This is a genomic window from Undibacterium sp. RuRC25W (assembly GCF_049339825.1).
Lineage (GTDB): Bacteria > Pseudomonadota > Gammaproteobacteria > Burkholderiales > Burkholderiaceae_D > Undibacterium.
The window spans coordinates 1-25,607 of the sequence record NZ_JBMPPD010000048.1 but is presented as its reverse complement, the minus strand read 5'-3'; the positions used below and the strand labels follow the sequence as shown (position 1 = coordinate 25,607).

The window sequence follows — 25,607 nt, the reverse complement described above, 5'->3', positions numbered from 1 at the left end:
ATGAATATATTCGTTATTACAACCATGACCGGATTAAGTTAAAACTAAACGGCCTGAGTCCTGTACAGTACAGAACTCAGGCCGGTAAAACGTAGTAAAAGCCGTCCAACTTTAAGGGTTCACTTCAAATATTGATCATCCCTTTTTTATGCTATCCAAGGCAGCCTATTCAGCATCGCCCCGTTCTTTCTAGTACCCGCCAGCAAACAGCGTAGATAAGGCACTAGAAACATCCTTCTCTGTCTTCCAAACATCAACACAGATCATCAACTTACGCATGCATCTTAGTCTCTTTTATCGCCGATCACCGCGTAATTCTTTGACTTTTTCTTCCAATATAACCGGCGTCACCTGATCTGGTGCCATCGCATCTCCAACAACCAATTCCAATTTAGAGAATGGATACCGGCGAAAGGCTCTCTCAAACGGATTAGTTTTATCTCGGGAAAAAATACTACCCCAAAGACCCTTCAAAGCCATTGGGTAAACCAGCACCGGAGAACGATCCAGAATCTTCCGGATGCCACCTTTAAATGCATTGATATCGCCAGTCGCGGTGAGCTTTCCTTCGGGGAAAATACAAATTAATTCACCTTCATGTAACGCCTGTGCAATATCGACATAGGCTTTTTCCATAATCCAAGGATCTTCTTTCGCAGGCGCAATAGGAATCGCTCTCGCTGTTCTAAATATCCAAGATAAAAATGGAATCTTAAAAATCCGGCAATCCATTACAAAACGAATCGGTCGTGGACTACAAGCCATAATCACAATCGCATCCATATAACTCACGTGATTACACACCAGAACTCCGGCACCTTCTTCAGGAATAACCGAAGCGTTCACTGTCTTAACTTTATAGGCGGTCTGGATCAATAACCAGGCGATGAATCGCATTAAAAATTCAGGAACAAGACTGAAGATATAAACTGCTACCAATGCGTTCAGTATGGCGGTCACCATAAATATCTGTGGAATCGTAAAGCCCTTCAACAGCATCAAAGACGCTGATAATGAAGCAACGACCATAAACAACGCATTCAGAATATTCATCCCAGCAATCGTGCGCGACAAATGCTGTGGGTCACACCGTGTCTGAATGACCGCAAACAAAGGAACAACATACAGTCCACCAAAAATCCCGAGCATCAGAATATCAAATAGGATTCGTACACTCCCCGTCTGTTCGATAAAGTGCCATAAGTCAACTGCACTAGCATTAACGTAAGATTCGCTGGCCAAATAAAGCTCGAACCCGAAAACAGACATGCCAATTGCGCCAAAAGGAACCAGCCCGATTTCTACTTTATGACCAGACAACTTCTCACATAATAAAGAACCAGATCCAATCCCAAATGAAAAAACCGTCAATAGCAACACAAACACGCTATGGTCTCCATGCAGATAATTTTTTGCATAGAGCGGGAACTGCGCTAGCACGATAGCGCCATAAAACCAGAACCAAGAATTACCAAGCAGGGAGAGAAAAACCGGACGATTTTGCTTGCTGAATGCGATATTTCTGATGGTTTCCGTAATGGGGTTTTTATTAATCTGCAAGTCTGGGGCTGGGGCTGGCGAGTAAGGAATCCGCAAACTGGTCAGATAACCCAGTACGGCGATGGCGATGGTACCGAAAGCAACCAACTCAATCCCCCACGGCTGATGAACAACCAACATCGCCCCGAGAATTTCACCTAATAAAATACCAACAAAAGTTCCCATTTCAATCAGGCCATTACCACCGATCAATTCATCTGTCGCCAGATGCTGAGGCAAATAGGCATACTTTACTGGCCCAAATAATGTTGAATGGATACCCATTCCCGCAATACCTGCTACCAAAACCCAAATATCGTGCGTCATCCACCCGTAAGCCGCAAGACACATAATGGCGATTTCGAGCAGCTTTACTTTCCGTGCCATACCTCCTTTTTCAAACTTATCAGCCAATTGACCAGATGTTGCCGAGAACAACACAAAAGGGAGGATAAAAAGACCCGGAATTAATTGATTTAATAAACCAATGTCTAACTTGGTCCAGTTAAGAGCATCAAAAGTTAAAATCGTTAATAACGCCGTCTTAAAAACATTATCATTGAACGCGCCCAAAAATTGTGTCCAGAAAAATGGAGCAAAACGACGTTGTGTCAGCAGGCGAAACTGGCTTTGTTGACTCATGGTTTCCCTAATCAAAATGAAACAAAAAGTGGTGAAAATTTTAGATCAAACTAAAGCGAATAAAACGAAAAGATGGCGTTTAAAACAATGGCCCCAGTGTCCGTAAACATCTACATCCGCGTATGGAGACAGACACACCATACTAGTTTTTGAAATACTCGATTGCTTTTTGGACAGGCAAAATTTCACACGACAGTTGTCTGGCGATACGTAACGCAGATTCTAATTGTTCAGGCGTTGTACCCCACAGACCAGGCGTTGCAGTGACTTCATGCGAATAAAAAATCAACCAGCCGCCCTCCGTTGCCGTTTGCTGAATTAATGCCAGTATCGTATCGGCCTCAGTTGAATCAGCATATAAAGCCTGCGCACGAAGCGCGTTTAAATCAGCGCGCCCGACTTGCGTTCCACCAGCTGTAATACGGCTATATGAAAATAATTTGGACGCGGATAATTTACTAGGTAGATCATAGGCACCAAAAGGGAATGCAAAACCCGAGGTGATCAGCTCGTTTTTCTCAAAAAAGTCTTGATTCTTGCGCCAATCCTCATCAAGTAACGCCATACTGGCGTTTGCACAATTCGTATGAGAAAACGTGTGACAACCAATCTCGTGGCCATTTTCTGCCAACCGTTGTAGCGCCTGAACGCTATGACATGGCTGGGTTTGCTCAATGCCATCAGTTAAACCACCACATACATAAAAAGTGCCTCTCGCATGGTAGCTTTCCAGAAGCTGCGCGCCCTCCTGACAGGCACTCGCAGGAACGTCGTCAAAAGTAAAACTTACTACCCCTCGCCCCTTACGCAAAGGCAGCCATCGCTGAGCGAAATGACGGGCCGCAAAACGACTAAGTTTCTTATAGAGCGATATCATCGGACCGCCGGTGATGTACTTAAGTAGTCCTGATACCGTTGCAAATTCATGCGCGCAGCACTACCTGGAAGATTTTCAAATGTATATTCAATGCCTAGCTTGATGACTGACTGACCAACATTTAAAGACGGAACATCACCTCTGTCTTTTTCAAAGAAACTATCGGCAAATAGTCTAAAACCACGTTCGATTTCATAACTCGCACCAAAACCAATGCGCTTCATTCGGCTCGTCTGCGCAATGCCACCATTCGTTGGGACACCAGGAATGTAGACTTGGGAACTATTTTGAATGACAGCAGAAGTGTTGAATTGCAATTTGTCGGAATATAACCATAAGGCATCGAATCGCAACCCCTTGCTGGCGACATACAGAATGCTCGGATCGACAATGGGGAATGGTTGATCATACAGCTGAAGATCAAGTCTTAATTGTGGAGAATAGCGATACGTCGTGCGGAGAATCGCATTTGATAAATGTGTATCAAGGTTGTTGTAAGTACTGTAGTGTCGTTGCACTGTGCCTACATGGGCGCTTGTTGTCGTCTTGACGCTGTATCTCCACTCGGCATCGAAATAATACTCAGTTTCTTTGTACTGGGTATCATATTCTGGCTTCACTTTACTTTCGACAAAGGGTAAATCATAAAAAGCGACCTGAGCAGGATTACGGTCCGTGAAATTGGTCGTTGAAACACGCACACCGCCTTCGATACTAGATCCCGTCGGTGAGAAATAACGCAAACCTAACTGTTTACCGTCCTGTTTATTATCGTACAGTTGGTTCACAGGAAGATCGTACTGTAGCTGCGAGTAAAAAAGCTTAGGCATCAATGACCAGCTATCAGTCACCTTGACATTGACTTCTATCCCAGCATTTTTGTCATGCTCAATATCTTTTTCGGTCAGCCCACCATTAATATAATTAAAAAGATGACGCCCCTCCCCAACGTTGACACGACCACTCAACAATCTACTTGCTACCCATTGAAAATCCGCATCCACACCACCTTGCAAATGATCAAGCGTCGTATCCTCAAGGTAACGACGTTTTCCCAAAGATCCAGTCAGAATCAGTTTAGTGTCATCTGACACGACCGGAATGACAATGCCAGCGCGCAAATCGGCGCCCTCAACAGTATCAGTTTGGTGTGAAATTGTCTGAACACCATTCGTCTGCCCGTTGTAGAAACGAAATGGATTATAGCTCTGCCCCAATGAAGTTTCCATTTGCAAAACCAAATCGTTAGTCGCACATGCATTGAATGAGATTAATGCAGTACACAGCATCAAAAACAAAGGTTTTTTGCTGATTGCTACCTGTCTGAAAGATCTCTGATGACGAGATTTCATAAAAAGCTCTACCCTGCAACAACAGATGGCGCTGAAACCGGATGCAATGACAATCCACTTGATGTCAACCGATAAACTTGATCGCAGCGCTTTGCAAGTTCAGCATCGTGGGTGACGATAACAAAAGCAGTTCCAAGCGTTTCCGAGAGTTCCAACATGAGTTCAAACACCTGATTTGCCGTCCCGCCATCGAGGTTTCCAGTAGGTTCGTCAGCAAGAACGCAGGCGGGCTGAGTAACCAGCGCGCGCGCCAATGCAACACGTTGGCGTTCACCACCTGATAGCTCACCCGGCACATGTTTCACTCGGTGTCCCAATCCAACTCGGGATAAGATCGCATTGGCTTGGTGTTGCGCCTCTTGTCGCGGAATCCGGCGTATTAGCAGCGGCATCGCGACATTATCCAAAGCAGAAAACTCCGGTAACAAATGATGGAACTGATACACAAAACCCAGTGAACGGTTCCGCATGGTTCCCCGCATAGCCTCACTCATGGCAGCGAGATTTTCACCGCGCAGATTTACTTCACCTGTTGTTGGCGTGTCTAGCCCACCGAGTAAATGCAGCAAGGTAGATTTCCCTGATCCGGAAGCACCGATGATGGCGATGCGCTCTCCGGAATGCACACGTAAGTCGATGTTCTGCAATACATGAACGGCTTCAACGCCCTCGTTAAACGTTTTCCCTAATCCGAAACAGCTCAGTACCAGCTTTTCGTTTTGATTATTTAAGTTACTCATAGCGCAAAGCCTCCGCTGGTTTAATACTTGCAGCACGCCAGCTTGGATAAATCGTCGCCATAAATGCCAAGACCACTGCCATCACACTGATTTGAATAACATCTGGCCAACGCAAATCTGATGGCAAGGCGCTGACAAAATACAAATCACGGGGAAGCAAGTCAACACCCAGCAGCCGTTCGATAAATGGAACGATGACGTCAATATTCAATGATACCAGCACGCCAAAACCAACTCCAAGCGCTGTTCCGATCAATCCGACGATGCCGCCCTGAATCATAAAAATCTTCATAATCGCCCCCGGAGAAGCACCCAAAGTGCGCAAAATAGCGATATCGGCTTGCTTATCCGTGACCGTCATCACTAGGGTAGAAACCAGATTGAATGCTGCAACGGCAACGATCAACGTCAGGATGATGAACATCATCGTCTTCTCTGTTTTTACCGCAGTAAAATAATTCCGGTTTTGCTGTGACCAGTCTCTAATTAACAAATCACCCGTCAAGGTCCGCGATAATTCAAGTGCAACCTGCGGCGCCCTCAACATATCCTTGAGCTTAAGTCGAAGGCCAGATGGTGAACCGAGCCTGAAGAACTTCTCTGCGTCTTCTATCTGCATGAATGCCATGCCAGAATCATACTCGTAATGGCCAGCCTCAAAAATACCGACAACGGTAAAGGCTTTAATTCGCGGCAGCATCCCAGCGGGTGTCATCTGTCCATCTGGCGCCGCTAACCGTATTTTGTCACCAACGCCCACGTGCAAGGCACTGGCCAAGGCGGAACCAAGAATAATATTGAACTCACCGGGTTTCAGATCCGCCCACTTGCCTGACTTTATTTTGTCCGCAACTTCAGAGACTTTCGATTCCTGATCCGGTAAAACACCTCGTAGAACCACGCCGCGCATCGCGTCATCACCAATAATCATTGCTTGACCGTCGACATACGGTGCCGAAGCGACGACAGACGTATTTTTTTGTGCCTGCAAAGCGGTCGCTTTCCAATCTGGAATAGCGCCACTCGCATCAAAGACTTCGATATGCGCCAGCACTGAGAGCATCCGATCGCGCACTTCCTTCTGAAAACCGTTCATCACCGACAGAACGATAATTAAGGCGGCGACTCCCAATGCGATACCCGCCATCGAAATCATGGAGATAAAGGAAATAAAGCTATTCCTGCCGCTACGACGGCCAGCACGGGTATAACGTAGACCTACCAACCATTCAAATGATGTGTTTTTCACTGCAAATGTCATTTCAAAAAATCAAGACAGCCAGCAGTTTGCCATACTAAAGTTGTTTCTGATAGTCACGCGAGCCTTGAAGACATCGTAGTAATGAGTCCTACTCATAATCTGACCGGTCGCATCGACACTGACAAGAGAAACTCGAATTGCCAGGGAATGAGTGCTAAAGCGAATTGTTAGAGTCAGAAATCATTTCAAATCCCGTGTCGGCGTCGCCATTCATCCGCGACATCACCCATGGATTTAGGCGTATCGTTACGTATCCACGCCATAAAATCTCGGTCGAGAATACAATCAAGTCCGCATTCTGTACGCAAAAATCGACGGACATTCTGCGTATTTTTATATTGCGCATCGACCAAAGTTTGTCGTGATATCACGTCACCATGCCAATCAAAGCTCATAAAAAACCATTCAAAGTTAAAGTAAAGATCTTCAGTTCACCGTTTCACTCAAAACCATCTTTAGAACACGAAAAAAATGCAACTATCACAATAGTACCAGCCCCTCTTACAACGCTGAACCCAAGAGGATTGTCCCGCATTTAATTGGTTTGCCCTACAATGGCGGCTATGAAAAATTTAGACCTCATTCTGCCATTTAGTATTCCGCCTGAGGGTCTCGAAAAAGACCTTTTAAGAGCGATTAAAGCGCCCTCTCTGGCAAAACTGATCGGTTCAGCAAAACAAACCAAATTATTCAGCCTAGAAGAATTTTCAAGGGCACTTCCGCATGAGTACATTATGGCAGGAAAAATGGATAGTATTAACGGACCAGTCCTCTCAAATAGTCCGCAAAGCACCTGGAATTCAATGAAAGAATTTCAACTTCAACCACAAGAAGGCAACTGGTTCACATTACAACCAGTACATATTCATTTTGCCAGTGATCATTTGGTATTGATGGACACCCGCAGATTGCAACTCTCTGAAGTCGAGTCAAAGCAATTGTTTACGATTGCAAAAGCCATGTGCGACGAAGTGCAGATGGAGTTGCTCTATGGCGATGTGAATACCTGGTTTTTAAGAGCTGACGCTTGGTCTGGCTTAACAACAGCAACGGTTGACGCTGCATGTGGTCACAACATCGATATTTGGATGGCGCAAGGGGAGCAAGCACGGGCCTGGAGAAAACTACAAAATGAGATCCAGATGGCATGGTTCAGTTATCCCATTAACGAAGAGCGCGAAAATCAAGGTCTCAACCCAGTCAATTCGGTCTGGCTATCCTGCGGAAGTTCAGAACTGTTACCTACGAATCAAAACTATCTTAAAAATACTGATGCAACAAAGTTAATACATCAGGAAAATCAGGTCGGGACAACACTTGTCTTAGATGCGCTAATTAGCCCCTCGATCAACAACGATTGGGCTTATTGGCTGGAAAACATCCACCAACTAGAGCAAGATTACTTTACCCCGTTGCTGTCGGCAGTTAAACAAAACCGACTACAACAGCTTAATCTCATCTGCACGGATGCGACGCAGGCGTATCAATTTACAGTCACCCCCTGGTCTTTACGTCAGTTTTGGATCAAGCCGTCATTAACTAAACTGTTTTCACTTCATTCAAAATGACTCACATCTCTGTACGACAATATAACCAGGTTGAAGCGATGCAATTACAACGTACCGGCATCCATCCAGTCTTAGCGAGGCTGTTCGCTGCACGCGGTGCAACCAGAGATAGCGACCTTCATACCGATTTAACTCATCTTCTACCGCCATCAGGATTACTACAGCTCGAAAAAGCTGCTAGCTTCTTGGCAGATGCCATTGCAGCAAAAAAGAAGATGGTGATCGTCGCGGATTATGACTGTGATGGCGCGACCGCCTGTGCGGTAGGGCTACGTGGACTCAGGATGATGGGTGCAACTGTCGATTTTATCGTGCCAAATCGTTTTGAATACGGTTACGGTTTAACTCCAGAAATTGTTGCGCTGACAGCAAAAGAAAAATCTCCAGACATCATTATCACTGTGGACAATGGCATTGCCAGTGTTGATGGCGTAGCAGCAGCATCCTCAATGGGAATTGAGGTGGTGGTCACAGATCACCACCTTCCCGGCGATCAATTGCCAGATGCTGCTGTCATTGTTAACCCAAACCAGCCTGATTGCCCTTTCTCCAGCAAACATCTAGCGGGTGTCGGTGTTATTTTTTACGTTTTACTGGCGCTTCGTGCGGAACTCAGAAAACGTCAAATCTTTGATCAGAATACGCAACCAAAATTAGATCAGCTACTTGATCTTGTTGCATTAGGAACTGTTGCCGACGTTGTCCGACTTGACGCCAATAACCGGATTTTAGTTGCTCAAGGGCTCAAACGAATGCGTCAAGGGCGCATGTGTGCCGGAATTGCAGCACTTTTCCGCGTTGCTGGTCGTGACCCGAGATCGGCAGCCCCGTTTGATCTAGGATTTGCCATCGGCCCGCGCCTCAATGCGGCAGGGCGACTAGCCGATATGTCGCTAGGAATCGAGTGTCTTACAACAGACAACGAAACGCTGGCATGGAAGATCGCCCAAGAACTCAATGGCATCAATGCCGATCGCAAGGACATCGAACGTGAAATGCAAGATGTGGCACTGCTCCATCTGGACGCATTCGAACCCAGTGCAAGTCACACCATCACCGTCTTTGACGAAAATTGGCATCAAGGTGTGATCGGCATCGTCGCCTCACGTCTGAAAGACAAATTCTATCGACCAACCATTACCTTCGCTCCCGGTGATGATGGATTGATCAAGGGTTCAGGCAGATCAATACCAGGATTTCATTTGCGTGATGCACTGGATTTAGTTTCTAAGCACGCACCTCAATTAATACAAAAATTTGGCGGACATGCGATGGCGGCGGGGCTAACACTACGACACGAAGATTTGCCGCAATTCCAGGCAGCCTTCGAATCTGTAGGAAAAGAATGGCTTACGTCAAACCAATTAGAGCGGATTATTGAAACCGATGGAAAGTTAGAAGATAGTTACTTTACCACCGACTTTATTGCGCTTTTAGAAAGTCAGGTTTGGGGGCAAGGGTTCCCTCCACCGGTATTTTTTGATGAATTCAGACTCGTTTCACAACGCATCCTGAAAGAACGTCATCTCAAACTCGTTCTAGAAAAAAATGGAATTCGTTACGATGCAATCTGGTTTAGTCATACTGACACATTGGCTGATCAAGTCCATGTTGCTTTCCGACTTGACGCCAATGAGTATAACGGCGTCACTAAGGTCCAGTTAATCATTGAACATATTGATTGCTAAGTGAACAGAACCGACACGATCAACGTATGCAACTTCATGGTATCCATAACGATTATTTTCTCTAGTCTGAGATCAGTCGTTGTGGAATAATCTTTCTTCTCGGTTAATCTGCAAACAAATCAACCTGTTTAACTAATACTGATACTCTCCAGATCCGAGAAGCAATCACGCCTCCTATCCCTCTGATCTTTCGCGTAAACGCTTGTTCCATCAGCACAAAAAGCGTTCCTCGCAATAATTGAGCAAAGTGATTTCGCTATTATAAAAATCCGCGCACTATCGCCTCTCTCATCTTTTTTCAGCACCGTAATCAAGCTTTGGAGTTCCTCCATCTTAAATTTCAAGTCTTCAGACGGCACACCCTTGAATGGATCATTGACATGAAAAGACTAATCAAGGCGTGCGATAACCATACCTTGTCCTAAAAGATATTTTACTCAGTGCTCGAAGATTGAACCATTTCTTGCGTATCGAAAACCAGGCGCAATCACCACTGTGGTGCAACAATCTAGCTCTTAAGGATAATCGATAAGAAAATGTGCGTTCATTGGAAAATAAAAAACAATCAGATTAACGTGCAAATATCATTTTAAAGAGCAGGAACAGTGAATGAAAATATTTGTAGCATTCGCGGAACCAAAGTAACATATTATTTGTCAATGTGAACTTAGGGTTAAGTTCAGTTGGTACAGCGCCATAGAGCGCCATAAAACTTGGATTTATGACGACCGACTCATTCGAAACATGCCAAAGCGGATCAACAACCCTAGCGAAACAAGATCGAGCATTACTTTATGTTATTGTAAAAACAATATTAACGTAAACATTACCATTCACACTAAGGAGACCCCAAAAAGTGAAAGCTAAAGTATTGAGCGCAATCGCGCTAATGATTGCTGGTACTGCCGGTACCGGATATGTTTTTGCAGCCGAACCGGTAAAAGCAGCTGCGCCTGCCGTTCTGCTTTCTGGTATTGACAGTCAATACGGTGATAAGTCCGTCAAGCCACAAGATGATTTTTATCGCTCCGTTAACGGAGGCTGGCTGAAAACAGCACAAATACCATCAGATCGATCTTCTGCTGGCGCGTTTATGGACTTACGTGAAGCAGTTGTTCCACGTCTTCATGCAATTATCGAAGGCTTATCTAAATCAAAAAATGCAAATGGCACTGATGCGCAGAAAATCAGCGACATCTATTCCAGTTTTATGGATACCAAACATATTGATGCTCTCGGCTTAAAACCATTGCAAGCAGATTTTGCAAAAATTGATGCCTTCAGCGACAAAAAACAATTACCAGCCTTGATGGCATGGATGAGTCTCAATAGCATCAACGCGCCGTTTGACATCTCGGTTCATCAGGACAACAAAGACTCGACCAAATATGTGCTTGATATTGCTCAATCAGGCTTGAGTTTGCCAGATCGTGACTACTACCTGAAAGACGACGACGCCAAACTCAAAGATACACGTGCGAAGTATCTCAAACACATCGAAAAAATGCTCACTCTGGCAGGTGACAAAGAGGCATCAAAAAACGCGACTGCGATTCTTGCATTTGAAACCGAATTAGCCAAAGTACAATGGACTAAAGTCGAATTACGTGATCCGATCAAAGCGTACAACAAAGTTGAACTGAACAAACTCGCTGACGTGACGCCAGGTTACGATTGGAATGCCTATCTGAGTGATTTGGGTGTAAAAGGTAAGATCGATTACCTGATTATCGCTCAACCAACTTACCTCACGGAGATGAATAAAGTGTTGGCGGCAACTTCCATCGACACATTAAAAGCGTATTTCAAATGGAATATTTTGACGTCCGCAGCCAGCCAGTTACCAAAGCAATTCAGCGAAGAAAGTTTTGCGTTCTTTGGAAAAACTCTACGTGGCGTACCTGAGCAAGAAATCCGTTGGAAGCGTGGCGTACGCTTGGTCGACTCTGGCATGGGTGAAAGCTTAGGCAAGATGTATGTGGACAAGTACTTCCCTGCTGACAGCAAAGCAAAAATGGAGTTATTGGTCAACAATTTATTGCTTGCGTATAAGTCTAGTGTTGACACGCTCGACTGGATGAGCCCTGAGACAAAAAAAGAAGCACTGGCAAAACTCTCTACCTTCATGCCTAAGATTGGCTATCCAAACAAATGGAAAGACTACAGTGCACTGCAAATCACTAAGGGCGATGCTGTCGGTAATTTACGTGCAATTCGTACCTTTGCTGCAAAAGTCGAGTTAAACAAATTAGGGAAACCCGTAGACCGTGATGAATGGGGTATGACACCGCAAACCGTCAACGCCTACTACAACCCTGAAATGAATGAAATCGTCTTCCCGGCAGCGATTTTACAGGCACCATTCTTCAATCCAAAAGCTGACGATGCAGTGAACTACGGTGGCATTGGTGCCGTCATCGGTCATGAAATTAGCCATGGATTCGATGATCAGGGTGCTCAATATGACGGCCTAGGTAATCTGCGTGACTGGTGGACGAAAGAAGACCACGAGAAATTTGCCGCTAAAACCGCCGCATTAGTGAAGCAATACAGTAAATTTAGCCCTGTACCAGGCTACAACGTTAATGGCGAGCTCACTTTAGGCGAAAATATTGCTGACAACTCTGGCATTTCAATTGCCTATAAAGCCTATAAATTATCCTTAGGCGGCAAACCAGCGCCAGTGATCAATGGTCTGACTGGCGATCAACGCTTCTTTATGGGCTTTGCGCAAGTATGGCGTGGGAAAATGCGTGAACAAGAAGCAATTATTCGCATTAAAACAGATCCACACTCACCTGGAGAGTTCCGCGCCAATGGTTCGTTGCAAAACATGACACCGTTCTATCAAGCATTTGATGTCAAAGAAGGCAACAAAATGTATCTCCAGCCTGCAGAACGCGTTTCTATATGGTAATGATGTAGTGGAGTAGAGATTTCATGCAGAACTAAGCAAAACACAGTACCTAAAGTGCGCATTTAAAAGATGCGCACTTTTTTATGCGCTTTATTTTCAGGTCTACACATCAATTTAAGTACGTCATCCATCAATTTAATGCAAAAGTAATCACTTAAGATGTACGTTTTGTTTAAACATTCTTAATTTCTCACGTTTTTTCTTGGCTTGGTGCATTTCACGGCTACACTCCACTTACTCTCTCATCGATGGATAAACAAGCCCTCAATAATACGAGGCTTGAGGTCCTTAAAAATCACTCTGATTTGACCTTTTTTGAAGACAAGTCAAGATTCAGTTAATACTTTTATCATTGATAGCAACTTTGTATTTTTAATTTTTCAAGCAGCAAAATTGTTTCATTTTATAAACGACGTCGCACTATTTGCTTGTAACACTCTACGAAAGGCAAAATATGCGCTTACTTAAAATCACGCTGCTTGTTTTCAGCCTGCTCGCTACTAGCTTGCCAGCAAGATCAGAACAACTCGTTATCTATGCTGAAGATGCAAGACCTTTTGGTTACCTAAAAAAAGATAATGTATCTTCACCGACCTCGGATTACATTCGCGCATTGGCTAGTCGCGCAGGCTATGAGCCGGAAGTCAGACTCATGAGCTGGGCCGGCATCATGCACACTGCAGACTCAGATCAACCAGTCATTTTTTTTCCGTTAGCACGGACACGTGATAGAGAATCGAAGTACCAATGGATAGGGACTCTCGCCCGTTTTCATGAGTATCACTTTTATAAATTGCGGAAACGCACGGATATTCAAGTGAAAAAATTATCCGATGCAAAAAATTACCGGATCGGTGTAATCGAAGCTGATGCAAAAGAAGAATACTTAATCAACAATGACTTCCGTTATCTGAAGCAGACAGGCCTCATTCATATCATCGGTTACAAAGAAGGCATGAGACTCTTACAGGTAGGTCGTCTCGACTTGCTGCCTTTATCTATCGAAAATTTTAAAACGCTCTGCTCACCGAATTGTGATGACTTTGAAATAGCCTACAAGCTGAATTTAGACCTCAATCTCGAGGTGGCGGCGAACAAGGCAACGCCTCAACACGTCATTTTACGATTAAGAAAAGCGTATGAAAGTCTAGAAAAAGAAGGAAAACGCACTCGGGTATTAACAGAAAATTAACTGCCGCCCTCTTCATTTTCATTCTCTTTAAAACAACTTACTTGGCAGCCGTACCCGAGCTAGCTTCGCTCTGGATCTTTTTAAAAAAGCCTACGACATCAGCTTCTACTCGCGTTCTAGCAAACCCTGGCAAACTTTGCCAAATACGCTTCCCGTAAGGTTTAGATATCAAACGTGGATCACAAATCATCAGCACGCCAAGATCCGTCTCATCCCGAATTAAACGGCCTGCTCCCTGCTTCAAATTAATGATCGCCTCTGGCAGTTGATGATGAACGAATCCGTTCATTCCCTTTTTTTCCATTGCCGCAATGCGTGCTGCGAGAACAGGATCGTCTGGCGGTGAAAATGGTAATTTATCGATAATGACGAGAGATAACGCATCACCGCGCACATCGACCCCCTCCCAGAAACTTTGACTTCCGATGAGTACACCATTACCAGCAGCACGGAATCGATCCAGCAATTCAGTTCGTCCGGCATCACCTTGTATAAATAAAGGGAAATTCAGACCTTGCTTTTCAAATTCCTCTTTTAAACGTTCCGCAGAAAATTTGACTGCTTTGAGTGTGGTGCATAATAAAAACGTCTTTCCTCCCGCTGCAGTAATCACAGGTAGCGCTGCTGAGACAACTGCTTCGGCATAATCTCTGGAGTTTGGATCAGGCATGCCCTCTGGGACATATAAAAAGCCTTGCTTTTGATAATCAAAAGGACTTGGCCAAGTGTGTGCCGGCTCGTTCCACAACCCCATCTGCGAAACAAAATGCGTAAAGTCACTCTTGACGGCCATCGTTGCAGACGTGAATATCCACGCACGTGGAACACCTTCCCTCTGCTTGTTAAAGATAGGTGCAATAGATAACGGAGTGCGATGTAGTTGCAAGGATACTGAGAATGCCTCCACCCACAACACATAATCACCCTCTTTTTCTTTACCAGTAGGCGCTGCATTCCACGCCTCGATCTGTTCACAGAGCATGATGGCACGCGCGCGACATTGCTCAATCGTTTCAGCACGTTCCGCCTGCTTTTCGAGTACAGCAATAAGATCACTCATGCTCGACTTTAACGCGTCAAGCGCTTCAAAGAAAGGACTAGATGGTGCAATTTGATCAATGGAAAGCCTGACGATATCCTGTGGAAACGCCAACCTGAGATCTCTAGCTGCTCGCTCCACAGGTGCCACTAACTTCGCCCATTCAGCCCCATCACGGGCGTGAGACAGACCTTCGGCCAGCGTATCCCGGCACAACTCGAGCACCTGCGACGTCGATACCGTATCGCCAAAAAACAAAGTTGCGGTCTCTGGAAGTTGGTGGGCCTCATCGAAAATGACGGTGTTAGCAGAAGGTAGTAATTCAGCAATGCCAGTGTCTTTTAATGCAACATCAGCAAAAAAAAGATGATGATTAACGACGACGACATCTGCCTGTTGCGCTTCTTTCCGCGCTTTCATGACAAAACAATCTTGATAGTACTGACACTCTGAACCCATGCACGTGTCTTTGGTCGATGTAACGAGGTTCCAAACACTGGCATTTTCTGGAACGCGAGCCAGTTCAGCTTTATCACCACTGTTGGTCGTTTTCACAAATCGTGATATATCTCGTAAATAACCAACATCTTCACGAGAACTCAAACGACCGTTTTGCAACGTCCGTTCAAGGTGGTAGTGACATAAATAATTTGCGCGCCCCTTCAATAAAGCGACTGAAACTGGTGCCTTTAATACTTTTTTTATCGTTGGAATATCCCGCAGAAACAACTGATCTTGCAAGTTTTTTGTACCCGTAGAGACGATAACCTTGCCCCCCCAGAGCAATGCAGGGATAAGATAGGCGTAAGTTTTCCCGGTACCTGTACCTGCCTCTGCCAGAAGTGTGCTTTGTCCCGCAATTGCACTTGCAATTGCCTTTGCCATCTCTGTTTGCGCATTTCTTGGGCGATAACCAGGAATCGTCGCGCTTAACGGTCCAGATAGACCAAAAATATGTTCGATATCCGCATCATGTAAGGCTGCAGACGTTTCTTTAGTTGAATTTTCAATCAAAATGGGGACAATCAAAAACTAGAGGCAAATAAAATCTGGCGCAACAAAAAAAATCACGCCGGGACATCAGGAGTTAATTGAATCTTGAGCAGAGTGATATGATCCTTCAATTGCAACTTACGTTTTTTCAATCGTCGCAATTGCAACTCATCGTGATCTGGATCTTTCGTAAGAGTTTCGATCACGATGTCAAGGTCTCTGTGCTCAATTTCTAATTCTATAATTCGTTGTCGTACTTGTTCAAGATGGCTCATAGCCTTCAGCTTAAAGTAAAATAGTGTTTAGGAGTAACAAAACTTGGCAAGCCAAAACTCCGACTTTCCGATAGTGTAATCTACCACGACGTATGAGCCAATATAAGATAGAAGCAGGCACCGGGCAGCACATAGGTGATCGACACGAACAACAGGACAGGGTTGGGCTTTTTGCCGCGCCCCACGCTCCTGGCTACATGATGGCCGTGGTCGCCGATGGCATGGGTGGTAAAAGTGGCGGTGCGCTTGCAGCCGAACAGGTCGTAAGAACCGCCAAACAACTATTTGACGAATTCTACCCTGGTAATGATGTTCAGCAATTATTGGAAAACATTCTCAACGAAGCACACACAATTATTAAGTTAACCGCAGTTTCATCCGAAAAAGAACCTCACAGTACCTTTGTTGCACTGGTCATTACACCTCAACAAGAAGCAATATGGGCCCACGCTGGAGATTCCCGATTATATCGATTCAGCGGCCCTAACTTCAGCGAGAAGACACGAGATCATTCCTATGTTGAAAGGCTCGTCGATGAAGGGAAAATCCTCCCTGAGGAAGCCAAAACTCATAAATTATCCAACATTTTAATTAACGTGCTAGGCTCTACGAACGTATCCCCAAGCATAAGTGTTGGTAAATATGTCAATCTCAAAGTAGGCGATAGCTTTTTATTATGCACAGATGGTTTGTGGCATTACTTTGAAAATACCGAACTGTCAGCAGCTGTCGCAGCGAATACACCGAGACAAGCTTCTGAGCTGTTAATCAGAAAAGCGAGAGATCGAGGTACCCCTAGAGGAGACAATTGCACCTTTGCAATTATTAAGCTGATCGAACCGCCTCCAGAAGTTAAAAACTACACTGCTGAAAAAATTCGCAGAGCAGTTTAATCCCCCCTGAAAGGATTACAACGTAGTCAGTCCCGCTTTTAATCCTAGAACCAGCAGGAATTAAGCATTGTAGTCTAGCTCACGTCAGACTTTTTGGGGAACTCGATAGTTTCAAAATTGATCATGTTGCCATCATCTGCCACAGGCGGCAAGGCTTCTGTCACTGCTTGAGGTGGTAACACAGCATTCCAACCACGCCCCGCTCCGCTTAGCGTTTTTTGACGCTCTAACTCATTTGCGATGGAAATCAATAACAAAATATCGCGATAAACTGGTAACTCAAACCCCATCCGTTTACCGTCACGGTCGTCGATCAACAAGCTTTCCAAGAATGGCAAAATATCGTTGGTGTTCCACAGCGAACAGATTTTTTTGGATAAATGCTCAAAATCATCCAAATGCCTAGAAGGTAAAGTCGCTGGATCAACCTCAAATTCAGGTACATTTGCATTGAAAAATACAACAAATCTATCTCGCAGCGGATCATACTTTTCTTTATTTCCCACAACCCGGTACAAATCCAAAAGATAAAGCCAAGGAACTGGTGAGTCCGGATGATCAAGCTCTGCCTGCGGCTCCAGGATTTCAATTGCTCGCTCTGGGTCATTCACCGACATCCAGAATTCAGCTTCCTGCGTCACATCCGAAATCTCTTCAACTTTGACTGAATTTGTTTTTGTCGAAAAAAAGTTAAACGTACTGCTGTTAGTGTCTTCCAAGGATGGGGTATAGTTACGGCCAAATATGGAAGGAGCATCCATATTCCCCAATGAACGTTCCCCAACAGGTTTTAAATTGGGTGCAATCGACTGCGATACATTACCATTTGTACCTCCAGCTACGGTGGCAGATAAAGTTTCCCGATTACCCGTGTTTCCGTAGCTCGCCTGAACACTATTAACAAGTTCTTCAATATTTGGCCTAGACTCAACAACTGGTTTCGCCTCTTTTTGCTCCCACCACGTTGATGAAGTTTTTTTATGAGATCGCCGAATGTAAGAAATTAAAAGCCCCACGACCGCAACTGCACCTAAAATCAACGCCAGTAACGCATAGAACCATTCTTTAGGAACAGAAGATTCCCGCAGTTCTTCCATCGACGCCTTAGCACGTAGAATCTGACGTTTCAATTGGACGGATTCTTGTTCCGACAATTGATTTTTTGGCTCAGCGGCTACCGTTTTTTGCGGCGCGCTTGCTGGTGCGGCTTCGCCACGCAACAATGCAGCGAATTGGGCCTGAGCGAGTCGTAACTCTGCTGACCGTTCTGCGTTAGTATTCGTATTTTCAGCGGACAAGACACTTTCCAACTTTAATCCACTGGGTCTAACATCGACCTCGCCAGCCAGTTTCAAAGCATCTCTTGGGCGGGTGACATTTGCTGACTTGTTGGCAATCTTTTCCTTTTTTATTTGGGAAAGAGCCACGGTCGTATTGTCAGTACTTATTGACCTGCGTTGGTTCGCTGCTTGCTTCTGAACCGCACTTGACGGATCTTCAGCAATAACCCTTCGAGCCACTGATGTCCGATCAAGCTCAGTGCCCGCAATGGGTAATTTGCTGTAACTTGGTGCTAGCTCTGTCGGATCAAGTAAGATCAGATATTCCCTATGCAATTGAGCATCGCAAGATATGTTAAGAATAACTTTAACAGCAGGCTCAAAAATATTTTTCCGAGTAGAAAGATTTAAAAACTTAATGCCGCCCTGCTGAGAAACACGCAGATCAACAGTTGACAATAAAATTCCCTCGGCGGATTCGACAGTCGCCCGAAAACACCCCACATCAATATCCTGCGCATCATTCCCAGTCACATCGAGCTGCGCCCTAAGTTGCTGTCCGAGTGCAGATTGCACACGAATATTCCCCACGCCCAGCGCGTAGGCGTCACCCATCGCGCCAGTTAATAGAGCACTCAGGCACAATAGATAAGAAGTTGATCTGTGAGATGTAACAGAAATAATAATGCCCTCTGTAAAATATAAATAATCAAATGCTACTGTCGCCACATCAGAAGTAGAATATTACTACGGTTATAACAAAACTAAATCAATATGAAAATGCTTAATAGTCAACAAATGCGTTGCATCAATAAAATTTAATGCGATTTGATAATATTTATCAATTTAAACAACATTTGATTGAACTGCAATAAATGTCAGCATTAACTTTGTTACTACTTACCTCTTTGATATATCCAGAATTTTTTTCGAAATTCCACGTAATATATTCACCTCTTCTGCTTCCAAACCTGCTCTTGAAAACAATCGTTTAATTCTCGGCATTAATTTTTTAGGATTATCAGGATCTAAAAAATCAACAGCAATCAATGCCTCTTCAAGATGAGAATACATGCCCTCCACCTGCTCAGTTGAAGCGAGTTGACCTTGAAAACCAATATGACTGCCGCCTTCAGTCTCAACAAAACTCGCTACTCGAGCCTCGTAGGCTAACAGTTGAATTGCTTGGGCTAGATTTAAAGATGAGTAGGCTGGATTTGCAGGGATATTAATCAACGCTTGGCAATTCATGACGACCTGGTTAGGAAGCCCGTAGCGTTCGCTGCCAAAAATCAATGCGATCTCTCCCTCTTCTGGTTTCGAGACTCGCTGAGCGAACGTACGTGGGTCAAGGATAGGTGGAGAAAACTCTCGTAAACGTGCACTCACTGCTGCAACAAAGTTACAACCAGATACAGCATTTTCAACTGAATACATAATTTGTGCAGATTCTAAGACATCTAACGCACCACTCGCAAAGGCAATGGCATCAGGATGACTCAGCGCGTCCTCAAATCGTGGATTAACCAATATCAAACGTCCAAACCCCATGGTTTTGATCGCTCTTGCAGCAGCCCCAATATTTCCAGGATGGCTAGTTTCTACTAAGACAAAGCGCAGTCTTTTGAAAAGAGATGTGTCAGTTTCTGTCAAGTTCATTTAAAATAGCAATATTAAGCGTTAATTGTTAGGGTTGAGCTGCGTAGTGGCCGACGAAAGACAACAGCGCACGCTCTTTATCATTTTTGTGTAGCGAACCTGACTCATTCATTTGTTGATGAACGAGCTATGTTTGCCGTCATTTTATCGGAAACCTTATGCACCCAATGCTCAATACGGCTATCAAAGCCGCTCGTCGCGGCGCGACTGTCATCAATCGCGCTTCTTTTGATCTCGATCGCGTCAGCGTAACAGAAAAACATTTCAATGACTTTGTTACTGAGGTTGATCAAGCCGCCGAAGCAGCGATCATCGAAGTATTGAAAACAGCTTACCCTGACCATGCGATTCTTGCTGAAGAATCAGGTGCATCCGCTAATTTGCACGACGAAAGTGAATATGTGTGGATCATCGACCCTCTCGATGGCACAACTAATTTTATACACGGCTTCCCACAATATTGCGTCTCTATCGCATTGCAACACCGTGGCATTATTACACAGGCCGTTGTTTACGATCCAACCCGCAATGAAATGTTCACCGCTAGCAAGGGCGGTGGCGCATTTCTGAATGACAAACGCATTCGGGTTACGCGTTGCGACAAAATCGCTGATGCCTTGATCGGTACAGGTTTCCCATCCCGCGACTTATCTGGCCTTGACCAGTATCTCGATATGTTTAAGGTCATGACAGCAAAATGCCAGGGACTGAGAAGACCCGGCGCTGCTGCTTTAGACTTAGCTTATGTCGCCACTGGTCGATTGGATGGATTCTTTGAGAAAGGCTTAGCGCCTTGGGATATCGCTGCAGGTTCGCTGTTAGTAACAGAAGCTGGCGGCATCGTTGGCAATTTTGTCGGCGACTCAGATTATCTGCATAAAGGTGACGTACTAGCCGGAACGCCGAAGGTATTCGGACAAATGGTTAATTTGCTTCAACCGTATGCAGCATCTGCAAAGTAAATCGTATTTTTCTCTTTTACATCCAGCATTTTGAGCTGGGTGCCTTTTCACAGGACTAACGCAAGTCAGTCCTGTGCGTTCACCAGATCAGTAGAAACACATGCCCTCATTTATTGAACTCGGCTTATCCGAGGACATTGTTCGTGCAGTCAGCGAGCAAGGTTACACATCACCAACACCTATTCAGTTGCAAGCCATTCCGGCGGTAATTAAGGGTGGGGATTTATTGGCTGGAGCACAAACCGGCACGGGCAAAACTGCCGGCTTTACTCTGCCGGTATTGCAACGATTATCAACTTCAGCGAATGCCCCAAAAGACAAACTTTCCAAGCGTCCAATCCGCGCCTTGGTACTCACTCCTACACGTGAACTGGCTGCCCAGGTACACGAAAGCGTCGAAACCTATGGAAAGTATGTCCCCCTGACATCCGGTGTAATATTTGGTGGTGTCGGTATCAATCCGCAGATTAAATTACTCAAACATGGCGTTGATATCCTTGTTGCTACACCAGGTCGTTTACTCGACCACCACCAACAAGGCACGATTGATCTTCGTCACATTGACATCCTCATTCTCGATGAAGCAGATCGCATGCTCGACATGGGATTTATTCATGACATCAAGAAAGTCTTGGCGATACTCCCACCGAAGCGCCAGAATCTGCTGTTTTCAGCGACGTTCTCAGACGAAATTAAAGTCCTTGCAGATCGGCTGCTGAATAATCCAGAAATGATAGAAGTCGCCCGACGCAATTCAACGGTTGAAGTCATTGCACAAAAGGTTCATCCAGTTGACAGAGATAAAAAGCATCCCCTGCTCGCCCATCTGATTAAAACACATCAATGGTCACAGGTATTAGTTTTTACTCGCACTAAGCATGGCGCCAATAAGTTAGTTGAACAGTTGGCGAAAGATGGCGTAGCAGCAATGGCGATTCATGGCAATAAGAGCCAATCTGCCCGTACAAAAGCTTTAGCCGAGTTCAAAGATGGCAGCCTGCCGGTCCTCGTTGCGACCGACATCGCGGCGCGTGGCATCGACATCGACCAACTGCCTCACGTCGTCAACTATGACCTGCCGAATGTACCTGAGGACTACGTACATCGAATTGGACGAACAGGTCGCGCAGGAGCTACTGGTGAAGCAGTATCCTTGGTCTGCGTTGATGAATTCAAGTTGTTGGCTGACATTGAAAAGCTTATCAAGCGCCAAATCCCTCAAGAAATTATTGACGGCTTCATTCCTGACCCACACGCGAAAGCACAACCTATCCAACTGCGAAGTTTTGATGGGCGCAGCGCAAATCCAGCTGGTCGCGGTCAACGGCCCCAATCAAGTAAGACTCCAGCACAGCAGAGGACGCCAAATCGGGCAGCCCCAGCAAGTGGTGCACCAGCAAAAGAAGCTAGCAACAGACCGCGTCCACAAGGTGGCAGGCCTGCCGTAAAGCAATCGACTCCGCGTCGTTCAGGTGGCCGCGGCAACGGTTAAGTAGCTCCGTAACACCATGAACCCAAGGGGTAATAAATAGGGATCTTCTGGTCCCGACCTTATTACCCTTATTTTTTCCTGATTTGTTATAAAACGGCTCATCGAGCTAAGAATATCGTCATCAAATAAAAGTACTACTTCAAAAAGAACAAAAAATGAAGATGAACAATACGCTTACTTAAATAGATGGCCTTCCGTCGTCTATAATAAAGCGCCCTGATTCATGTCCCAGCCTTGATCCTGAATTGATTACCCGGATCCATTTCCCAATAGCAAGAACAAGGCCGACACTAGCGGCAGTCTAATTTTTAGCAAAGAGTCATTCTGCTGCAGGTAAATCTGATCATGCGGGACAAAAACAGACCAAAATAATCAAGAAATCCAAGCAATTCATATCATCAAAAAAATAATAAATTTTAAGCATTTATGAGTACAGAAAAAAGCACACATACCCCCATGATGCAGCAATACTTAGGGATTAAAGCGGAACATCCGAATACCCTAGTGTTTTACCGCATGGGCGATTTTTACGAATTGTTTTTTAGCGATGCTGAGAAAGTTTCTCGGCTACTTGGCATCACACTGACCCAGCGTGGCAGCTCTGGTGGCAACCCAATCAAGATGGCCGGTGTGCCATTCCATTCTCTTGAGCCTTATCTCGCTAAGTTAGTCAAATTGGGCGAATCGGCAGCCATCTGCGAGCAGGTTGGAGATCCAGCCACGAGCAAAGGCCCCGTTGAACGTAAAGTCATGCGCGTCATTACGCCCGGCACTTTAACTGATACCGATTTACTGCCGGAGAAATCCGAACGTCCGTTGCTCTCACTGTGCTTATTGCAGCATCGCAAAACAATTACCGTTGGTTTAGCATGGCTCTCACTTGCCAGTGGCGCATTAAAATTGATGGAATTTGCCACTGATGAAAAGGCACTATCACAACGATTACAGCAAGAACTTGATCGCATCTCTCCTGCCGAAATATTGATTTCAGCAGGAACTTTATTATTAGATGAGCACTACCAGTCCCTACCTGGAAAGTTCTCAGAGGTCCCTGACTGGCACTTTGATGTCAAGCAAGGACAAAAAGCTTTACAAGACCAGCTTGGCACCAGCACGCTGACGGGCTTTGGCGTCGAAAATTTGAGTGCGGCTTTAGGTGCGTCTGGCGCACTTTTACGCTATGCAGAAAATACGCAAGGTCGTGGCCTAAAACATGTCAACACCTTAACCGTTGAGACAGAGAACGAATTTATCGGACTCGATACCGCGACCCGCCGTAATCTAGAGATAACAGAAACACTGCGCGGTCAGGAGTCGCCAACCCTATTCTCACTACTAGATCACTGTCGTACCGCAATGGGCTCACGTCTGCTGCGCCACTGGCTCCACCATGCAAAACGAGATCAGTCAATTGCTAGCGCGAGGCACGATGCGATTAAAGCCTTAATTAATGCGGACTCATCAGAGGGGCTTGCGACAACCTTAAATACGGTTCCAGATATTGAACGCATCACCACTAGAATTGCGTTGCAATCAGCTCGGCCTCGCGATCTTTCCGGCTTACGTGACGGCTTGCAGTACCTACCGAATCTCCGTAATTACGTAAGTATGTGTATCGCAGATAATCAGACTAACGTCCTGACTAATATACTCACTCATCTGGCAACGCCTACCGAATGTCTGGATCTGCTTGAGCGTGCCCTGATGCCATTGCCTGCCACCATGGTAAGAGATGGCGGGGTTATTGCTACTGGATTTGATGCTGAGCTAGATGAACTTCGGGGCCTATCTGAAAACGCAGGTCAGTTTTTGGTCGACCTTGAAACCTCCGAACGTGAACGAACAGGGATTGCCAATTTACGGGTCGAATATAACCGCGTCCACGGGTTTTATATTGAAGTAACTAACGGTCAAACCGATAAAGTTCCAGATAACTATCGCCGACGCCAGACACTGAAAAATGCTGAACGCTACATTACGCCAGAATTAAAAGCATTTGAAGACAAAGCACTATCCGCACAAGAGCGTGCTTTGGTACGAGAAAAGATGTTGTATGAAAAACTGCTTCAAGATTTGCTGCCCCACATTAGTCTCTTACAAGCGATTGCTCACGCGATTGCCGAACTCGATAGCTTAGTCAGCCTGACAGAACACGCCACGAAGAATAATTGGTGTGCGCCAAAGTTAGTCTCAGAACCTATGTTGCAGATTCTTCAGGGTCGCCATCCCGTAGTTGAAAATCAGATTGAGCGTTTTATTGCTAATGATTGTGATTTATCTCACGAGCGCAAGCTACTCCTGATTACAGGACCCAATATGGGCGGTAAGTCGACTTTTATGCGGCAAGTCGCGCTGATCACGCTTCTCGCGTACGTTGGAAGCTACGTACCAGCAAATGCAGCCACGATTGGTCCAATCGACCGTATATTTACAAGAATCGGTGCAGCAGATGATCTTGCAGGTGGGCGTTCAACGTTCATGGTTGAAATGACGGAGTCTGCTGCCATTTTGAATGGAGCATCTGAAAATTCACTGGTGCTAATGGACGAAGTTGGTCGTGGGACATCGACGTTTGACGGACTGGCACTCGCTTGGGCAATCTCGAAACATTTAATTCAAGTATCCAAAAGCTTCACACTTTTTGCTACGCATTACTTTGAGCTGACACAATTACCTGAAGTGCATCCGAGCGCAGAGAATGTCCATCTGTCAGCTGTTGAACACAAAGAAAACATTGTGTTTTTGCACACTGTGCAATCCGGGCCTGCATCCCAAAGTTACGGTCTGCAGGTCGCACAATTGGCGGGCATGCCGTCGGCAGTCATCCGCGCCGCGCGCAAGCATCTGGCTGAACTCGAAGCACACTCATTGCAATCGACGCCACAATTTGACTTATTCTCTTCTGCACCAACGGGTGTGTGTGAAGAAGCTGAATTGGTTGAGGTTCAAGCATTCAATACTGAACTCAACGACGCACTTGCTGACCTCGACCCTGATTCAATGACACCAAAACAGGCATTGGATGCGCTATACGAACTAAAAACACTACATAAACAAATAAATAATTAAATAATTAAATAATTAAATAAATGTTCATAAAAAAAGCCGCAACTGAACTGCACCCCAAAAGTTGGACACCCGTCCTAACTTTTGGGGTGTTTTCATGAGTAAATACACAAAGCAATTCAAACTGGCCGTTGTTAAACGGTATCAAGAAGGTTCAGCGGGTTATCAAGCC

At 45.2% G+C, this 25,607-nt stretch carries 19 protein-coding genes; 9 read left to right on the top strand and 10 right to left on the bottom strand.

The window, feature by feature from the left end:
• Window positions 1-95, top strand: a 95-nt coding sequence (locus ACO0KV_RS17045) for an IS3 family transposase (RefSeq protein ID WP_423044148.1), incomplete at its 5' end; no start/stop codon positions are given.
• Window positions 96-294: 199 nt separating this feature from the next.
• Here ACO0KV_RS17045 and ACO0KV_RS17040 read toward each other — a convergent pair.
• The 6 genes from ACO0KV_RS17040 to ACO0KV_RS17015 form a co-directional block, all read right to left on the bottom strand.
• Window positions 295-2,181, bottom strand: a complete 1,887-nt coding sequence (locus ACO0KV_RS17040) for an MFS transporter (RefSeq protein ID WP_423044146.1) — start codon at window positions 2,179-2,181, stop codon at window positions 295-297.
• Window positions 2,182-2,323: 142 nt separating this feature from the next.
• Window positions 2,324-3,058, bottom strand: coding sequence for a polysaccharide deacetylase family protein (locus tag ACO0KV_RS17035; RefSeq protein WP_423044144.1), 735 nt, complete (start codon window positions 3,056-3,058; stop codon window positions 2,324-2,326).
• Window positions 3,055-4,287: a hypothetical protein gene (locus ACO0KV_RS17030; protein WP_423044142.1), complete on the bottom strand. Its 1,233-nt coding sequence runs from the start codon at window positions 4,285-4,287 to the stop codon at window positions 3,055-3,057. Before ACO0KV_RS17030 ends, ACO0KV_RS17035 begins: the two co-directional genes overlap by 4 nt.
• Window positions 4,288-4,418: 131 nt before the next feature.
• Window positions 4,419-5,150: a lipoprotein-releasing ABC transporter ATP-binding protein LolD gene (gene lolD / locus ACO0KV_RS17025; protein WP_423044140.1), complete on the bottom strand. Its 732-nt coding sequence runs from the start codon at window positions 5,148-5,150 to the stop codon at window positions 4,419-4,421.
• Window positions 5,143-6,411, bottom strand: a complete 1,269-nt coding sequence (locus ACO0KV_RS17020) for a lipoprotein-releasing ABC transporter permease subunit (RefSeq protein ID WP_423044139.1) — start codon at window positions 6,409-6,411, stop codon at window positions 5,143-5,145. The genes lolD and ACO0KV_RS17020 overlap by 8 nt, the downstream gene beginning before the upstream one ends.
• Before the next feature lie 185 nt (window positions 6,412-6,596).
• Window positions 6,597-6,806, bottom strand: coding sequence for a DUF6434 domain-containing protein (locus ACO0KV_RS17015; protein WP_423044137.1), 210 nt, complete (start codon window positions 6,804-6,806; stop codon window positions 6,597-6,599).
• A 168-nt stretch (window positions 6,807-6,974) separates the two neighbouring features.
• Here ACO0KV_RS17015 and ACO0KV_RS17010 point away from each other — a divergent pair, with 168 nt between their 5' ends.
• The 4 genes from ACO0KV_RS17010 (at window position 6,975) to ACO0KV_RS16995 (ending at window position 13,776) form a co-directional block, all read left to right on the top strand.
• Window positions 6,975-7,979, top strand: a complete 1,005-nt coding sequence (locus tag ACO0KV_RS17010) for a hypothetical protein (RefSeq protein WP_423044135.1) — start codon at window positions 6,975-6,977, stop codon at window positions 7,977-7,979.
• Window positions 7,976-9,667, top strand: coding sequence for a single-stranded-DNA-specific exonuclease RecJ (gene recJ / locus ACO0KV_RS17005; RefSeq protein ID WP_423044133.1), 1,692 nt, complete (start codon window positions 7,976-7,978; stop codon window positions 9,665-9,667). Before ACO0KV_RS17010 ends, recJ begins: the two co-directional genes overlap by 4 nt.
• A gap of 856 nt (window positions 9,668-10,523) precedes the next feature.
• A complete protein-coding gene (locus tag ACO0KV_RS17000) occupies window positions 10,524-12,584 on the top strand; it encodes a M13 family metallopeptidase (RefSeq protein WP_423044131.1) in 2,061 nt (686 codons plus the stop codon).
• Window positions 12,585-13,038: 454 nt separating this feature from the next.
• A complete protein-coding gene (locus ACO0KV_RS16995; RefSeq protein ID WP_423044129.1) occupies window positions 13,039-13,776 on the top strand; it encodes a substrate-binding periplasmic protein in 738 nt (245 codons plus the stop codon).
• Between the two features lie 37 nt (window positions 13,777-13,813).
• Here the strand turns inward: ACO0KV_RS16995 and ACO0KV_RS16990 are convergent, their stop codons facing one another.
• Window positions 13,814-15,829: an ATP-dependent DNA helicase gene (locus tag ACO0KV_RS16990; RefSeq protein ID WP_423044128.1), complete on the bottom strand. Its 2,016-nt coding sequence runs from the start codon at window positions 15,827-15,829 to the stop codon at window positions 13,814-13,816.
• A 53-nt stretch (window positions 15,830-15,882) separates the two neighbouring features.
• Window positions 15,883-16,083 (bottom strand): YdcH family protein, encoded by a 201-nt coding sequence (locus tag ACO0KV_RS16985; protein WP_423044126.1) that lies wholly within the window; start codon window positions 16,081-16,083, stop codon window positions 15,883-15,885.
• Window positions 16,084-16,175: 92 nt separating this feature from the next.
• Between ACO0KV_RS16985 and ACO0KV_RS16980 the strand changes: the two genes are divergently transcribed.
• A complete protein-coding gene (locus ACO0KV_RS16980; protein ID WP_423044124.1) occupies window positions 16,176-16,976 on the top strand; it encodes a PP2C family protein-serine/threonine phosphatase in 801 nt (266 codons plus the stop codon).
• A 74-nt stretch (window positions 16,977-17,050) separates the two neighbouring features.
• On the opposite strand, the gene ACO0KV_RS16975 is transcribed toward ACO0KV_RS16980, so the two are convergent.
• Together ACO0KV_RS16975 and ACO0KV_RS16970 are read right to left on the bottom strand one after the other, a co-directional pair.
• Entirely contained in the window at window positions 17,051-18,871 is a 1,821-nt protein-coding gene (locus ACO0KV_RS16975; RefSeq protein WP_423044122.1) for a type IV pilus assembly protein FimV, read from the bottom strand.
• A 285-nt stretch (window positions 18,872-19,156) separates the two neighbouring features.
• A complete protein-coding gene (locus ACO0KV_RS16970; RefSeq protein WP_423044120.1) occupies window positions 19,157-19,915 on the bottom strand; it encodes an RNA methyltransferase in 759 nt (252 codons plus the stop codon).
• Between the two features lie 158 nt (window positions 19,916-20,073).
• On the opposite strand from ACO0KV_RS16970, the gene ACO0KV_RS16965 reads away from it, so the two are divergent.
• The 3 genes from ACO0KV_RS16965 (at window position 20,074) to mutS (ending at window position 25,438) form a co-directional block, all read left to right on the top strand.
• Window positions 20,074-20,877 carry an inositol monophosphatase family protein gene (locus tag ACO0KV_RS16965; RefSeq protein ID WP_423044118.1) on the top strand — a complete coding sequence of 268 codons (804 nt, stop codon included), beginning with the start codon at window positions 20,074-20,076 and terminating at the stop codon, window positions 20,875-20,877.
• A gap of 100 nt (window positions 20,878-20,977) precedes the next feature.
• On the top strand, window positions 20,978-22,369 hold the full coding sequence (locus tag ACO0KV_RS16960; protein ID WP_423044116.1) for a DEAD/DEAH box helicase: 1,392 nt from the start codon (window positions 20,978-20,980) through the stop codon (window positions 22,367-22,369).
• Between the two features lie 426 nt (window positions 22,370-22,795).
• Window positions 22,796-25,438, top strand: a complete 2,643-nt coding sequence (gene mutS / locus ACO0KV_RS16955) for a DNA mismatch repair protein MutS (protein ID WP_423044114.1) — start codon at window positions 22,796-22,798, stop codon at window positions 25,436-25,438.
• The last annotated feature ends 169 nt before the right edge of the window (window positions 25,439-25,607 follow it).